This is a genomic window from Streptomyces zinciresistens K42, from assembly GCF_000225525.1.
GTDB lineage: Bacteria > Actinomycetota > Actinomycetes > Streptomycetales > Streptomycetaceae > Streptomyces > Streptomyces zinciresistens.
Genome location: NZ_AGBF01000071.1, coordinates 14,674 through 29,986, shown reverse-complemented (window position 1 = coordinate 29,986; position 15,313 = coordinate 14,674). Strand labels below are relative to the sequence as shown.

Here is a 15,313-nt window from a genome sequence, read left to right as displayed (position 1 = left end):
GGCGAGCTGGGAGCGGGCCGACCGGGCCAGTTCCGAGCGGGCCGGCGTGCCCTCCGGGGGGCGCGGTGCGGCGCGGCGCGGGCGCCGCTGGTTGACGGCTGCGGGGGCGGCGGCCAGGGGTCGCGGGCGGACGAGTCGAAGCCTGGAGTCGCGCGGGATACGGGACGTCACGGGTGCAGTCTTCCGGTTGACGGTCCGAAAACCCAAACGGAATGTCACGAGGGGCGACGGGGATGGCCAACGCACGGGGTTCCGGGGGCGGCCGGGCGCTGGTGGGCGGCCAGTGGTACGGGGTTAAACGGAATGTCGGCCACCGCGCCGCGGGGGCCGTCGTCGGCGCCCGCGCGGGCGCTCACATGAACGGTGTCAGGAAGCGGCGCAGGCTCTCCTCGTAGAACCCGGGGTCGGCGTTCCACATGGCGGCGTGGGGCGCGTGGTCGACCGTGTGGAGCGAGACCAGGTTGGGCTGGGCCGCGGCGAGCCGCCGGGACAGGCTCCAGGGGGCGACCCGGTCGCCGGGGCCGTGGAAGATCACCGTGGGGACGGCGACCCGCTCGGGGGCGGCGGGGCCGCGGCCGCCGTGGTCGGCGTCGAGTCCGGCCCGGCCCTGCGCGGCGCGCACGGCGAGCGGCAGCAGCGCGCTCGGGGTGTGGCGGGCGGTGGCGAGCGCGCGCAGGGTGGCCTCCCAGCTGAGGACCGGCGAGTCCAGGACGAGGCCGCGCACGCGGTCGCGCAGGCCCGAGCGGGCGGCGGCGCGCAGGGCCATCGTCGCCCCGGTGGACCAGCCGAGCAGGATGACGCTCCGGGCGCCGTAGCGGACCGCGTAGCGCATCGCCGCGTCCAGGTCGCGCCACTCGGTCTCGCCGAGGTGGTGCAGGCCGTCCGGCGGGCGGGGCGCGCCGAGGTCGCCGCGGTAGGCCGGGGCGAGTACCGGGAAGTGCCGTCCGGTGAGGAACCGCAGGACGTTCATGGCGTGTTCGCGGGTGGTGCCCAGGCCGTGCACCGCGATGACCCAGGTGTCGCGGGTGCCGGGGACGAACCACGCGGGCAGGGGCCCGAGTTCGCCCGGGACGTCCACGTCGGCGTGGTCGAGGCCGAGGGCGGCGCCCGGGTCGCCGACGTAGAGGTTCGGGGTGAGCCAGACGCTGTCGCCGGGCCGCAGCTCGCCGTGCGTGACGCGCTCCAGCCGGCGGACGACCGAGTCGGCGGAGTGCCGTGCGGCGGTCAGGACGGGGCCGACGACCGCGTGCGATCCGTCGCCCGCGAGGCCGAAGACGCCGGGCCGCAGCGAGGCGAGGTCGCGGGTGAGGGCGATCTGGCCGGCGGCCGTGGCGTGCACGGTGAGCCGGGGTTCGGTGGGCAGGGGCCGGTCGGCGGGCGCCGTCAGCGCGGCGCCGCTGGCGAACCGCCCGGCGGCCACGCTCGCGGCGCCGGCGGCCAGGGCCACGGTGACGGCAGCGGCCGTCGCTTTGACAGTGCGCACCCCTCCAGTGTCCGGGCGGACCGGGGCGGCGGCCAGCGGGAGGGCGGCTCGGGGTGAGGCGACGGACCGGCGGGCGGCGGCCCGCGCGCCGGGGACGGGACCGGGCGCGGCCTACCCGCGCTGGCCGTACCCCCGCAACCGCCGCGCCACCTCCGCCACCTGGGGCTCGGTGAGCAGGGCGGGGGTCAGGCCGGGCACGGAGGACGCCGTGAGCCAGACCCTGCACATCCACTCCAGCTGGGCCGTGCGGTCGTACGCCTGGTCGAGGGTGGTGCCGTAGGCCGTCGTGCCGTGGTTGCGCAGGAGGCAGGCGGTGCGGCCGGCGAGGGCGCGGAGCATGCCGTCGGCCAACTCCTCGGTGCCGTAGGCGGCGTAGGGGGCGACGCGCACCGGACCGCCGAGGGCCGCGGCCATGTAGTGGATCAGCGGGAGTTCCGGGACCAGCGTCGAGACCGCCGTGGCGTGGACGGCGTGGGTGTGCACGACGGCGCCGGCGCCGGTGGCGCGGTACACGGCGAGGTGCATCGGCAGCTCGCTGGTCGGCACGAGCGTGCCCAGCACCTGGGTGCCGTCGAGGGCGACCCCGGTGACGTCCCGCGGGGTCAGCCGGTCGTAGGGCACGCCCGACGGGGTGACCAGTACCGTGTCCCCTACCCGCACCGAGACGTTGCCCGACGTGCCGACGACGAGTCCGTCCCCGACCGTCCGGCGGGCCGTCGCCACGAGGTCGTCCCAGGCCCGCACCTCCTCCGGGAAGGCGCTCCTCGTGCGCGCCGCCGCGTCCTGTCCGTCCCGCTCGTCCCGCCGCTCCTCGGTCATACGGCGATCCTGCCATCCGGGGCTGTGGCGCCGCCTCAAGTCCGGCCGGGTCCCGGGCACTTCGGGGCGCGGTGGGCGCGGATCGCAGGGGCGTACGGGAGCGACCGGGGCGGCCCCGACGGGGTGACCGGGATCTCATCGGCGGTCCCGCGCGGCGGCCTCGGCGGCCCGTCCGGGGCGGCAGGTCCCAGGGGCGCCCGGGGACGCGCGGGCGGCTCCCCTCATGGGGGAAACCCGCCCTCCCGGACACCACGACGCCCGCCCCAGTTCATCTTCCGTTCATCCAGGTTACCTACGTTCATCCAGCCAATGACTTCGAACGATTGCCTGGGTAAATGGAAAACTTCTCGCTGATCCTCGCGATTGTGGTGGTCACCGCACTCGCGTTCGATTTCACGAACGGTTTTCACGACACCGCCAACGCGATGGCCACCACCATCTCGACCGGTGCGCTCAAGCCCAAGGTCGCGGTGGCCATGTCCGCCGTGCTGAACCTTGTGGGCGCCTTCCTCTCCGTGGAGGTCGCCAACACGATCTCCAAGGGTCTCGTCGACGAGGCCGGCATCCGTCCCGAGGTCATCTTCGCCGCGTTGGTCGGCGCGATCCTCTGGAACCTCCTGACCTGGCTGGTGGGCCTGCCCTCGAGTTCGTCGCACGCCCTCATGGGCGGCCTCATCGGCGCCACCGTCGCCTCGGCGGGCATCGGCGCGGTCAACGGTGACGCGCTCGTCACCAAGGTCCTCATCCCGGCCGTCGCCGCCCCGATCGTCGCCGGCCTCGCCGCGATGCTCGCCACCCGGCTCACGTACAAGCTCGGCAGGAAGGCCGACGGGCGGGCCTCGGAGAAGGGCTACCGCGCCGGCCAGATCGCGTCCGCCGGACTCGTCTCCCTCGCGCACGGCACCAACGACGCGCAGAAGACCATGGGCGTCATCACCCTCGCCCTCGTCGCGGGCGGCACCCTCGCCCCGGACTCCGACCCGCCCATGTGGGTCATCCTCTCGGCGGGCATCGCCATCGCGCTCGGCACCTACCTCGGCGGCTGGCGCATCATCCGCACCATGGGCAAGGGCCTGACCGACCTCCAGCCGCAGCAGGGCTTCGCCGCCCAGACCAGCGCGGCCACGGTCATCCTCGCCTCCTCCAACCTCGGCTTCTCGCTGTCCACCACGCACTCCGTCTCCGGCGCGGTGATGGGCGCCGGACTCGGCCGCAAGGGCGGCGTCGTGCGCTGGTCGACCGCCACCCGGATGTTCGTCGCCTGGGGCCTGACGCTGCCGGCCGCCGCGCTGGTCGGCGCGCTCGCCGAGTACGTCACCGGCTTCGGCGCCTGGGGCACGGCCGTCGTCGCGGTCTTCCTCGTCGGCTCCAGCGCCGGCATCTGGAAGATCTCCCGCCGGGAGGTCGTCGACCACACCAACGTCAACGAGACCGACGAGCCGGCCGGCGTGGTGACCACCGCGGTGGCCGCCGTGACCCCGCCCCCGGCCGGCACGGTCCCCGCGGACCTGGCCGCCGCGGCCCCGGCCCAGACCGCCGAGACGCCCCGCAAGGCGTCGGTCTGACCTCCGGTCACCCCTCCCCCGGTTACCCAAGGAAGTAGAAGCATGAAGATCGACTGGGCGGCCCTCGGCTCCGTCTTCGGTGTCAGCCTCGTGGTCACGGTGGCCCTGGTGGGCCTGTTCACCCTCGGCATCTCCGGCCTGTCCCGCCGCGAACGCGCGGCGGCCCAGGGCGACTCGGCCGCGCTCGCGGTCACCTGCGCCTACGCCTGCTTCGCGGCGTGCGTCGCGGCCGTCGGCTACGGCATCTACCTCATCGTCGCCTGACGCACGGGCGCGAGAACCCCTGGGGGGCGGGACGGACCACCGTCCCGCCCCCCACCTCCGTGTGGGCCTGCGCACACTCTCCCTTCGCAGGTCAAAGGCAAGTTGACGGCCCTCCCGTCCCATGGTGGACTTCCGGGGCCAGCCACGGCGGCAGGAGAGGAAGCCGGTGCGAATCCGGCGCGGTCCCGCCACTGTCACCGGGGTAGTAACCCCCGGGAGCCAGGAACTCTCGCCGCCGGTCTCGTCGAACCAGGGCGTGGACACCCTGAGTGAGGACATACCGCCATGCGCGTCTGCCGATCGCCCCGCACCTTTGGACGTCTCCGTCAGCCCACAGCCGGCTGACCCCCGTGCGTGCCGATCGCGTCTTCGCGTACGGCGCCACCGCCGGACTCCTCGGTGACCTCCTGCTCGGCGATCCCCGCCGCGGGCATCCGGTCGCCGTGTTCGGACGTGCGGCGGCGGGCGTGGAGCGGCTGCTGTGGCGTGACGACCGCGCCCGCGGCGCCCTGCACACCGCGGTGTGCGTGGGCGCCGCCGCCGGGGCCGGCGCCCTGGCCGCCCGTCTCGTGCGGACCTCGCCGGCGGCCTCCGCCGCCCTGACCGGCGCGGCCACCTGGGCCGTGGTCGGGGGCACCTCACTGGCCCGGGAGGCCCGGACCGTCGCACGCGCCCTGGAGGCCGGGGACGTCGAGGGCGCCCGCGCGCGGCTGCCGCACCTGTGCGGGCGCGACCCGCGGGCGCTGGACGCGGACGGCATCGCCCGCGCCGTCGTGGAGTCCGTCGCCGAGAACACCTCCGACGCGGTGGTCGGCGCCCTCGTGTGGGGTGCCGTCGCCGGTGTGCCGGGGCTGGTCGGCTTCCGCGCCGTGAACACCCTCGACGCGATGGTCGGGCACAGGTCGCCCCGCCACCTGCGCTACGGCTGGGCCTCGGCCCGCCTCGACGACGTGGCCGGCTGGCCGGGCGCCCGGCTGACCGCCGTACTCGCCACCGTCGCGGGCGGCGATCCGCGCGGCGCCGCCACCGCCTGGCGCGCCGACGCGCGACGGCATCCGAGCCCCAACGCCGGTCCGGTGGAGGCCGCGTTCGCGGGCGCCCTCGGCGTACGGCTCGGCGGGACGCTGTCGTACGGCGGGCGGGTCGAGCACCGGCCCGTGCTGAACGGCGCGGCCGGACGTGCCGTGCGGACCGGGGACATCGAGCGTGCCGTGCGGCTCTCGCGGCGGGTCGGCTGGCTGGCGCTGGGCGTGTGCGCCGGCGCCCGGCTGCTGGCGCGGCGGGAGCGCGGCCGGAGAGGACGGACGTCATGAGCGGCGGACTGCTGGTCGCCGGGACCACCTCCGACGCCGGCAAGAGCGTCGTCACCGCCGGGATCTGCCGGTGGCTGGTGCGCCAGGGCGTCAAGGTCGCCCCCTTCAAGGCGCAGAACATGTCGCTGAACTCGTTCGTCACCCGCGAGGGCGCCGAGATCGGGCGGGCGCAGGCCATGCAGGCGCAGGCGTGCCGGGTCGAGCCGACCGCGCTGATGAACCCCGTGCTGCTCAAGCCGGGCGGTGAGCGCAGCAGTCAGGTCGTCCTGCTGGGCAAGCCGGTCGGCGAGATGAGCGCGCGCGGCTACCACGGGGGCCGCCAGGAGCGGTTGCTCGGTACCGTGCTCGACTGCCTGACCGAACTGCGGTCCACGTACGACGCGGTGATCTGCGAGGGGGCGGGGTCGCCCGCCGAGATCAACCTGCGCCGGACCGACATCGTCAACATGGGCGTCGCCCGCAACGCGCGGCTGCCCGTGCTGGTCGTCGGCGACATCGACCGCGGCGGCGTCTTCGCCTCCTTCTTCGGGACGGTGGCGCTGCTCTCCGCCGAGGACCAGGAACTCGTCGCCGGGTTCCTGGTGAACAAGTTCCGCGGGGACGCGGGCCTGCTGGAGCCGGGCCTCGACATGCTGCACGGCCTCACGGGACGGCGTACCTACGGCGTCCTGCCGTTCCGGCACGGCCTCGGCATCGACGAGGAGGACGGCCTGCGGGTGTCCCTGCGCGGGACCGTGCGGGAGCTGGCCGTCGCCCCGCCCGTCGGCGAGGACGTGCTGCGGGTCGCGGTCTGCGCGGTGCCGCTGATGTCCAACTTCACGGACGTCGACGCGCTGGCCGCCGAGCCGGGCGTCGTCGTGCGGTTCGCGGACCGGCCGGAGGAACTGGCGGACGCGGACCTCGTGATCGTGCCCGGGACCCGGGGCACCGTCCGCGCCCTGGACTGGCTGCGGGAGCGGGGGCTCGCGAGCGCCCTCGCGCGCCGGGCCGCCGAGGAGCGGCCGGTCCTCGGGATCTGCGGCGGCTTCCAGCTCCTCGGCGAGCGCATCGAGGACGACGTGGAGAGCCGGCGCGGGCGGGTCGACGGGCTCGGACTGCTCCCCGTGCGGGTGCGGTTCGCCCGCGAGAAGACGCTCACCCGTCCCGTCGGCGAAGCCCTCGGGGAGCGGGTCGAGGGGTACGAGATCCACCACGGGGTCGCCGAGGTCACCGGCGGCGAGCCCTTCCTGGACGGCTGCCGGGTCGGCCGGACCTGGGGCACGCACTGGCACGGCTCCCTGGAGTCGGACGGCTTCCGGCGGGCCTTCCTGCGCGAGGTGGCCGCCGCCGCGGGCCGCCGCTTCGTGCCGGACCCCGGCACCTCGTTCGCCGCGCTGCGCGAGGAGCAGCTCGACCGGCTCGGCGACCTGATCGAACAGCACGCGGACACGGACGCGCTGTGGCGGCTCATCGAGTCCGGCGCGCCGCAAGGACTGCCCTTCATTCCACCGGGAGCGCCCGCATGAGCACAGTGTTGTTGTTGTCGACCGCCGACACGGACCTCCTGGCGGCGCGTGCCGCCGGGGCCGGCTACCGCATCGGCAACCCCACCCGCGTGGACGCCGCGGCCGAGCTGCCCGCGCTCCTCGACGGCGCGGACATCGCCGTCGTACGGCTGCTGGGCGGCAAGCGCGCCTGGGAGGAGGGGCTCGCGGCGCTGAAGGCGTCGGGGGTGCCCACGGTGCTGCTCGGCGGCGAGAGCGTGCCGGACGCCGAGCTGATGGCGGAGTCGTCGGTCCCGGCCGGTGTGGTGGCCGAGGCGCTGAAGTACCTCGTCGAGGGCGGCCCCGCCAACCTCAACGAACTGGCCCGGTTCCTCTCCGACACGGTGCTGCTGACCGGCGAGGGGTTCGAGGAGCCGCACAGGATGCCCGAGTACGGCGTCCACGGCGCGCGCCCCCGCGTCGAGGGGCGGCCGACGGTCGGCGTGCTGTTCTACCGGGCCCACGAACTGAGCGGCAACACCGGGTTCGTGGACACCCTGTGCGAGGCGGTCGAGGCGCACGGCGCCAACGCGCTGCCGGTGTACTGCGGTTCGCTGCGCGGCGCCGACGAGGGTCTGTTCGACCTGCTGGGCGGGGCCGACGCGCTGGTCGCCACGGTTCTCGCGGCGGGCGGCACGCACGCCTCGCAGGCGTCGGCGGGCGGCGACGAGGAGGCGTGGGACGTCGGCCGGCTCGCCGAGCTGGACGTGCCCGTGCTCCAGGGGCTCTGCCTCACCTCCTCGCGGGCCGCGTGGCAGGAGTCCGACGCCGCCCTGTCCCCCATGGACGCGGCGATGCAGGTCGCGATCCCGGAGTTCGACGGACGCCTGATCACGGTCCCGTTCTCGTTCAAGGAGCAGGGCCCGGACGACGTGCCCGTGTACGTGGCCGACCCCGAGCGGGCCGCGCGGGTCGCCGGGATCGCAGTACGGCACGCGCGGCTGCGGCACAAGCCGAACGCGGAGAAGAAGCTGGCGCTCGTGTTCACCGCCTACCCGACCAAGCACTCACGGGTCGGCAACGCGGTGGGGCTGGACACGCCCGCGTCCGCGGTGCGGGTGCTGGACGCGCTGCGGGAGGCCGGCTACGCGCTGACCGCGTACCCCTCGGGGGGCGACGAGCTGATCCACCGGCTGATCGAGGCCGGCGGCCACGACGTCGAGTGGCTGACCGAGGACCAGCTGGCCGCCGCGTCCGCGCGGGTCCCGCTGGCCGACTACCGGGAGTGGTTCGGCCGGCTCGACCCGGAGCTGCGGGAGGCGATGACGCGGGCGTGGGGGGAGCCGCCGGGCTCGCTCTACGTCGACGGCGACGACATCGTGCTGGCGTCGCTGCGGTTCGGGAACGTCGTCGTGATGATCCAGCCGCCGCGCGGCTTCGGGGAGAACCCCATCGCGATCTACCACGACCCGGACATGCCGCCCTCGCACCACTACATGGCGGCCTACCGCTGGCTGGAGCACGGCTTCGGCGCCGACGCGGTCGTCCACATGGGCAAGCACGGCACCATGGAGTGGCTGCCCGGCAAAGGACTCGGCCTGGGCGGCGGCTGCGCGCCGGACCCCGTGCTCGGGGACCTGCCGCTGATCTACCCGTTCATCGTCAACGACCCCGGCGAGGGCACCCAGGCCAAGCGGCGCGGGCACGCCACCGTCGTCGACCACCTGGTGCCGCCGATGGCCCGCGCCGACACCTACGGCGACCTGGCCAAGCTGGAGCAGCTGCTCGACGAGTACGCGCTCGTCTCCGACCTGGACCCGGCCAAGGCCCCGGCGGTGCGCGCGCAGATCTGGACGCTGGTGAAGGCGGCCGAGCTCCACAACGACCTGCATGTCGACGAGCAGCCGGGCGACGACGACTTCGACGCGTTCGTCATGCACATCGACGGTTATCTGTGCGAGATCAAGGACGTGCAGATCCGCGACGGACTGCATGTGCTGGGCGGCGGGCCGGCCGGTGAGCCGCGGGTGAACCTGGTGCTCGCGGTGCTGCGCGCCTCCCAGGTGTGGGGCGGGCAGGCCCACGCGCTGCCGGGCCTGCGGGCCTCGCTGGCGGCCCGTTTCGGGCTGGACGAGAAGGAGTTGCTGGCCGAGCCGGGGGCTCCGGTCAAGGCGCCCGCCGAGCTGACGGACCTGGTGGAGGGCCCCGCGCGCAGCGCGGCCGACGCCGTCGACCTGCTGGAGCAGCTGTGCCGGCGGCTGGCCGAGGGCATGGAGGCGCGGGCGTGGGAGACGGCGGCCGTGCCCGGCCTGGTGCGGGAGGTGCTGGGCAGCGAACTCCCGGAGGCCGTCGCCGTGCTGGGGTTCGCCTGCGAGGAGGTGGTGCCGCGGCTGGCCCGGACCACCGACGAGATCGGCCACATCCTCAAGGCGCTGGACGGCGGTTACGTCCCCGCGGGCCCGTCGGGTTCGCCGACGCGCGGTCTGGTCAACGTCCTGCCGACCGGCCGCAACTTCTACTCCGTGGACCCCAAGGCCATTCCGTCCAGGCTGAGTTGGGAGGTCGGCCAGTCCCTCGCGGACTCGCTGGTGCAGCGCTACCTCCAGGACACCGGCGCGTATCCGAAGTCCGTCGGTCTGACGGTGTGGGGCACGTCCGCGATGCGCACCCAGGGCGACGACATCGCGGAGATCCTGGCGCTGCTGGGCTGCCGGCCGGTGTGGGACGACGCCTCGCGCCGGGTGACGGGCTTCGAGGTGATCGCGCCCGCGGAGCTGGGGCGGCCGCGCATCGACGTCACGGTCCGTATCTCCGGGTTCTTCCGGGACGCGTTCCCGCACGTGGTCGGGCTGATCGACGACGCGGTGCGCACGGTGGCCGAACTGGACGAGCCGGCGGACGTCAACTTCGTGAAGGCGCACGCCGACGAGGACACCGCCGAGCACGGCGACCGGCGGCGGGCGACGGCCCGGGTGTTCGGCTCCAAGCCGGGCGCGTACGGCGCCGGCCTGCTGCCGCTGATCGACGCCCGCAACTGGCGCTCGGACGCCGACCTCGCCGAGGTGTACGCGGTGTGGGGCGGCTACGCCTACGGGCGCGGGCTCGACGGGCGCCCGGCGCGCGGCGACATGGAGACCGCGTTCAAACGGATCGCGGTCGCGGCGAAGAACGTCGACACCCGTGAGCACGACCTGGTCGACGCCGACGACTACTTCCAGTACCACGGCGGCATGGTGGCCATGGTGCGTCATCTGACCGGTGCCAACCCCGAGGCGTACGTGGGCGATTCGGCGACGCCGGACCAGGTGCGCACCCGCACGCTGGGCGAGGAGACCCACCGGGTCTTCCGGGCCCGGGTGGTCAACCCGCGCTGGATGGCGGCGATGCGGCGGCACGGCTACAAGGGCGCCTTCGAGATGGCGGCGACCGTGGACTACCTGTTCGGGTACGACGCCACGGCGGGTGTCGTCGACGACTGGATGTACGAGAAGCTCTCGGCCGAGTACGTCTTCGACGCCGAGAACCGCGACTTCATGAAGAAGTCCAACCCGTGGGCGCTGCGCGGCATCACCGAGCGGCTCCTGGAGGCGGCCGAGCGCGGCTTGTGGGCCGAGCCGGACGCGGACACGCTGGAGCGGCTGCGCGCCACCTACCTCGAACTCGAAGGCGACCTGGAGGGCGACGAGAAGTGAGCACCCCCTTCCCTTTCACGGCCGTGGTCGGCCAGGACGACCTGCGGCTCGCGCTGCTGCTGAACGCCGTGTCACCGGCGGTCGGCGGCGTGCTGGTGCGCGGTGAGAAGGGCACCGCCAAGTCGACGGCGGTGCGGGCCCTTTCGGCGCTGCTGCCCGCGGTGCCGGTGGTGGCCGGCTGCCGCTTCTCCTGTGACCCGGGCGCGCCCGACCCGGCCTGTCCCGACGGCCCGCACGAGGACGGCGGGCCGGGCGCGCACCGGCCGGCCCGCATGGTGGAGCTGCCGGTCGGCGCCTCCGAGGACCGGCTGGTGGGCGCGCTGGACATCGAACGGGCCCTGGCCGAGGGCGTGAAGGCGTTCGAGCCGGGCCTGCTCGCCGACGCCCACCGCGGAATCCTGTACGTCGACGAGGTCAACCTCCTGCACGACCACCTGGTCGACCTGCTGCTGGACGCGGCGGCCATGGGCGCCTCGTACGTCGAGCGCGAGGGCGTGTCGGTGCGGCACGCCGCCCGGTTCCTGCTCGTCGGCACGATGAACCCCGAGGAGGGCGAGCTGCGGCCGCAGCTGCTCGACCGGTTCGGGCTGACCGTCGAGGTGGCGGCCTCGCGCGAGCCGGACCAGCGGGTGGAGGTCGTACGGCGGCGCCTCGCCTACGACGACGGCCCGGACGCCTTCGCCGCCCGGTGGGCGGACGAGGAGCGTGCCGTACGGCAGCGCGTCGTCGCCGCGCGGGAGCTGCTGCCGTCGGTGCGGCTGGGCGACGGGGCGCTGCGGCAGATCGCGGCGACCTGTGCCGCCTTCGAGGTGGACGGGATGCGGGCCGACATCGTGATGGCCCGTACGGCGACCGCGCTGGCCGCGTGGGCCGGGCGGACCGGCGTGCTCGCCGAGGACGTGCGGCAGGCGGCGCTGCTCGCGCTGCCGCACCGCAGGCGCCGCAACCCCTTCGACGCGCCCGGTCTGGACGAGGACCGGCTCGACGAGACCCTGGAGGAGTTCGGCGGGTCCGAGGACGACGACCCCGATCCGGACCCCGGGCCCGGCGGACCCGACGGCGGTGGCGGGCAGCCGCCGGCCGAGGGCCCGCAGGACGGCGGGGGCTCCGCCGCGCGCCCGGAGGCCGGTGACGACGGCGAGCCGCAGACCTCGGGCGCCGGGGAGCGCACGCCCGCGCGGGCGTCCGAGCCGTTCCGCACGAAGGTGCTGAGCGTGCCGGGCGTCGGTGAGGGTGCCGCGGGCCGGCGCTCGCGGGCCAGGACCGAGCACGGGCGCACCACCGGGGCGCGCCGGCCCCGGGGCGCGCTGACCAAGCTGCATCTGGCGGCCACCGTGCAGGCGGCGGCGCCGCATCAGCGGGCCCGGGGGCGGGCGGGGCGCGGTCTCGTGGTGCGCCGGGACGATCTGCGCCAGGCCGTGCGGGAGGGCCGCGAGGGCAATCTCGTGCTGTTCGTGGTGGACGCCTCCGGGTCGATGGCGGCACGGCAGCGGATGGGCGCGGTCAAGGGCGCCGTGCTGTCGCTGCTGCTGGACGCCTATCAGCGGCGGGACAAGGTGGGGCTGGTGACGTTCCGCGGGACGGCCGCGGACGTGGCGCTGCCGCCGACGTCGTCGGTGGACGCGGCGGCGGTCCGGCTGGAGTCGCTGCCGACCGGCGGGCGCACCCCGCTGGCGGCCGGGCTGCTCAAGGCCCACGAGGTGCTGCGGGTGGAGCGGCTGCGCGATCCCGCCCGGCGGGCGCTGGTGGTCGTGGTGACCGACGGGCGGGCCACGGGCGGTCCGGAGCCAGTCGCGCTCGCGGGGCGGGCGGCCCGGCTGTTCGCGGCCGGGGACGTGGCCAGTGTGGTCGTGGACTGCGAGTCCGGGCCGGTGCGGCTGGGGCTCGCGGGGCGGCTCGCGGGTGAACTGGGCGGTACGGCGGTGACGTTGGAGGAGTTGCGGGCGGACTCGATCGCCGCGCTGGTGAAGGACGTGCAGGGGAGGGCCGCGTAGTGCCGCAGGGGCAGCCGAGTGTGGTGCCGGACGACGGGCTGACGACGCGTCAGCGGCGCAACCGGCCGCTCGTGGTCGTGCACACCGGCGTCGGCAAGGGCAAGTCCACCGCCGCCTTCGGGCTGGCGCTGCGGGCCTGGAACCAGGGCTGGCCGATCGGGGTGTTCCAGTTCGTGAAGTCGGCCAAGTGGAAGGTCGGCGAGGAGAACGCGCTGCGGGTCCTCGGCGCCTCCGGCGAGGGCGGGTCCGTCGACTGGCACAAGATGGGCGAGGGCTGGTCCTGGGTGCAGCGCGACGCGCAGACGGACAACGAGGACAAGGCCCGCGAGGGCTGGGAGCAGGTGAAGCGGGATCTGGCGGCCGAGACGTACCGGCTGTACGTGCTCGACGAGTTCGCGTACCCGCTGCACTGGGGCTGGGTCGACACCGACGAGGTGGTGGAGGTGCTGCGCGCCCGGCCCGGCACCCAGCACGTCGTGATCACCGGTCGCAACGCGCCGCGGGCGCTGGTCGACCACGCCGACCTGGTGACCGACATGTCCAAGGTCAAGCACCCGATGGACGCCGGCCAGAAGGGGCAGAGGGGCATCGAGTGGTGAGCGGGTCCGTCCCCCGGCTGGTCGTCGCCGCGCCGTCCTCCGGCAGCGGCAAGACCACCGTCGCCACCGGGCTGATGGCCGCGTTCGCCGCGCGGGGGCTCGCCGTGTCCCCGCACAAGGTGGGCCCGGACTACATCGACCCCGGCTACCACGCGCTCGCCACCGGGCGCACGGGGCGCAACCTCGACGCGTACCTGTGCGGGCCGGAGCTGATCGGCCCGCTGTTCCTCAACGGGGCGCGCGGCTGCGACATCGCGGTCGTCGAGGGCGTGATGGGGCTGTACGACGGGGCCGCCGGGGAGGGCGAACTGGCCTCCACCGCCCAGGTGGCGCGGCTGCTGGGGGCGCCGGTGGTGCTGGTCGTGGACGCCTCCTCGCAGTCCCGGTCGGTGGCGGCGCTGGTGCACGGGTTCGCCTCCTGGGACCCGCGGGTGCGGGTCGGGGGCGTGATCCTGAACAAGGTCGCCTCGGACCGGCACGAGGAACTGCTGCGGGAGGCACTGGAGTCGGCGGGGGTGCCGGTGCTGGGGGCGCTGCGGCGGGTGGCCCGGGTGGACACGCCGTCGCGGCATCTGGGCCTGGTGCCGGTCGCCGAGCGGCGGGCGGACGCCGTGGACGCGGTCGCCGCGATGGCCGAGCAGGTCCGCTCCGGCTGCGACCTGGCGGCGCTGGAGGCGCTGGCGCGCAGCGCGGGCTCCCTCGCGTGCGAGCCCTGGGAGCCCCCGCCCGCGGTCGGCGGCGCCCGGCGGCGCGTCGCCGTCGCCTCGGGTCCCGCGTTCACGTTCTCCTACGCCGAGCACGGCGAGCTGCTCACCGCCGCGGGCGCCGAGGTCGTCCCCTTCGATCCGCTGCGGGACGAGCAACTGCCCGAGGGTACGGGCGGGTTGGTCGTCGGCGGCGGGTTCCCCGAGGTGTACGCGCCCGAGCTGTCGGCCAACGAGCGGCTGCGCAAGGAGGTCGCCGCCCTCGCCGGGTCCGGCGCCCCCGTCGCCGCCGAGTGCGCGGGGCTGCTCTATCTGTGCCGCGCGCTGGACGGGCAGCCCATGTGCGGGGTGCTGGACGCGGACGCGCGGATGGGCGAGCGGCTGACGCTCGGCTACCGGGACGCCGTCGCCGTCGGCGACAGCTCCCTGGCCGCCGCCGGGACGCGGATGCGGGCGCACGAGTTCCACCGGACCGTGATCGAGCCGGGCGCGGGGGCGGCGCCGGCCTGGGGGGTGGTCGCGCCCGCGCGGCGCGTCGAGGGTTTCGTACAGCAGGGCGTGCACGCGAGTTATCTGCACACGCACTGGGCCGCCGAGCCCGGTGTCGCCCGTCGGTTCGTGGAGAGGTGCCGGACGTCATGAACAGCAGGCTGATCGGGGTCGGGGTCGGTCCCGGCGATCCGGAGCTGGTGACCGTCAAGGGCGTCAACGCGCTGCGGGCGGCCGACGTCGTCGTGGTGCCCGTGATGGACACCGGGGAGCGCGGGCGGGCCGAGGCGACGGTGCTGCACTACGTGCCCGCGGAGAAGGTCCTGCGGGTGGTGTTCGCGCTGAACGAGCGGACCGACCGGTCCCGGCGCGAGGCCGCCTGGGACGCGGCGGGCGAGCGGGTCGCGGCGCTGCTGCGGCAGCACGGCACGGTCGCCTTCGCCACCATCGGCGACCCGAACGTCTACTCCACGTTCACCTATCTCGCCCAGACCGTCGCGGCCGCGGTGCCGGGCACCGCCGTCGAGACGGTCCCCGGCATCACCGCCATGCAGGACCTCGCCGCCCGGTCGGGCGCGGTGCTCACCGAGGGGACGGAACCCCTGACGCTGGTGCCGGTGACCGCGGGCGCGACCGTGCTCAAGGAGGCCCTCGCCGGGCCGGGGACGGTCGTCGCGTACAAGTTCGGGCGGCAGGCGCGCGAGGTCGCCGAGGCGCTGCGGGAGACCGGGCGGCTCGACGGCGCGGTGTGGGGGTCGGCGCTGGGTCTGCCGGAGGAGTCCATCCGGCCCGCCGCGGACCTCGACTCGGCCCCGCTGCCCTACCTGTCGACGCTCATCGCCCCCGCCCGCCGTGAGGGCGGCCGGGGCGGCAAGCTCTGAGCCCCCTGCGGCGCCCCCGATCCCGACCCCCGTTCATCCCTGTAGGA

11 protein-coding genes and 1 riboswitch are annotated in these 15,313 nt (G+C 75.2%); of the genes, 9 read left to right on the top strand and 2 right to left on the bottom strand.

The genetic code is table 11. The features are described 5' to 3' along the window. Positions 1–352: 352 nt before the first annotated feature. Both SZN_RS19850 and SZN_RS19845 read right to left on the bottom strand, forming a co-directional pair. Positions 353–1,483 (bottom strand): alpha/beta hydrolase, encoded by a 1,131-nt coding sequence (locus SZN_RS19850; protein WP_007497821.1) that lies wholly within the window; start codon positions 1,481–1,483, stop codon positions 353–355. Positions 1,484–1,594: 111 nt separating this feature from the next. Then, positions 1,595–2,302: a class II aldolase/adducin family protein gene (locus tag SZN_RS19845; RefSeq protein ID WP_007497819.1), complete on the bottom strand. Its 708-nt coding sequence runs from the start codon at positions 2,300–2,302 to the stop codon at positions 1,595–1,597. A gap of 335 nt (positions 2,303–2,637) precedes the next feature. On the opposite strand from SZN_RS19845, the gene SZN_RS19840 reads away from it, so the two are divergent. The 9 genes from SZN_RS19840 to cobI all read left to right on the top strand — a co-directional run bounded on the left by SZN_RS19840 (position 2,638) and on the right by cobI (position 15,266). After that, the gene (locus tag SZN_RS19840) at positions 2,638–3,867 is read left to right on the top strand and encodes an inorganic phosphate transporter (protein WP_007497817.1); all 1,230 of its coding nucleotides are present in this window, start codon (positions 2,638–2,640) and stop codon (positions 3,865–3,867) included. 42 nt (positions 3,868–3,909) lie between these two features. Further along, entirely contained in the window at positions 3,910–4,131 is a 222-nt protein-coding gene (locus tag SZN_RS19835; protein ID WP_007497816.1) for a hypothetical protein, read from the top strand. 119 nt (positions 4,132–4,250) lie between these two features. Continuing rightward, positions 4,251–4,379, top strand: a riboswitch (cobalamin riboswitch). A 102-nt stretch (positions 4,380–4,481) separates the two neighbouring features. Beyond that, positions 4,482–5,444 carry a cobalamin biosynthesis protein gene (locus SZN_RS19830; protein ID WP_007497814.1) on the top strand — a complete coding sequence of 321 codons (963 nt, stop codon included), beginning with the start codon at positions 4,482–4,484 and terminating at the stop codon, positions 5,442–5,444. Then, positions 5,441–6,949, top strand: coding sequence for a cobyric acid synthase (locus SZN_RS19825; protein WP_007497812.1), 1,509 nt, complete (start codon positions 5,441–5,443; stop codon positions 6,947–6,949). Before SZN_RS19830 ends, SZN_RS19825 begins: the two co-directional genes overlap by 4 nt. Beyond that, positions 6,946–10,599 carry a cobaltochelatase subunit CobN gene (cobN, locus tag SZN_RS19820; protein ID WP_043731883.1) on the top strand — a complete coding sequence of 1,218 codons (3,654 nt, stop codon included), beginning with the start codon at positions 6,946–6,948 and terminating at the stop codon, positions 10,597–10,599. The genes SZN_RS19825 and cobN overlap by 4 nt, the downstream gene beginning before the upstream one ends. Next, positions 10,596–12,593: a putative cobaltochelatase gene (locus SZN_RS19815; RefSeq protein ID WP_007497808.1), complete on the top strand. Its 1,998-nt coding sequence runs from the start codon at positions 10,596–10,598 to the stop codon at positions 12,591–12,593. Before cobN ends, SZN_RS19815 begins: the two co-directional genes overlap by 4 nt. Then, complete coding sequence (cobO, locus tag SZN_RS19810) at positions 12,593–13,192, top strand: cob(I)yrinic acid a,c-diamide adenosyltransferase (protein ID WP_007497806.1); 600 nt, start codon at positions 12,593–12,595, stop codon at positions 13,190–13,192. Before SZN_RS19815 ends, cobO begins: the two co-directional genes overlap by 1 nt. Beyond that, positions 13,189–14,538 carry a cobyrinic acid a,c-diamide synthase CobB gene (locus SZN_RS19805; RefSeq protein WP_043731892.1) on the top strand — a complete coding sequence of 450 codons (1,350 nt, stop codon included), beginning with the start codon at positions 13,189–13,191 and terminating at the stop codon, positions 14,536–14,538. Before cobO ends, SZN_RS19805 begins: the two co-directional genes overlap by 4 nt. Beyond that, positions 14,535–15,266: a precorrin-2 C(20)-methyltransferase gene (gene cobI, locus SZN_RS19800; RefSeq protein ID WP_007497802.1), complete on the top strand. Its 732-nt coding sequence runs from the start codon at positions 14,535–14,537 to the stop codon at positions 15,264–15,266. The genes SZN_RS19805 and cobI overlap by 4 nt, the downstream gene beginning before the upstream one ends. The last annotated feature ends 47 nt before the right edge of the window (positions 15,267–15,313 follow it).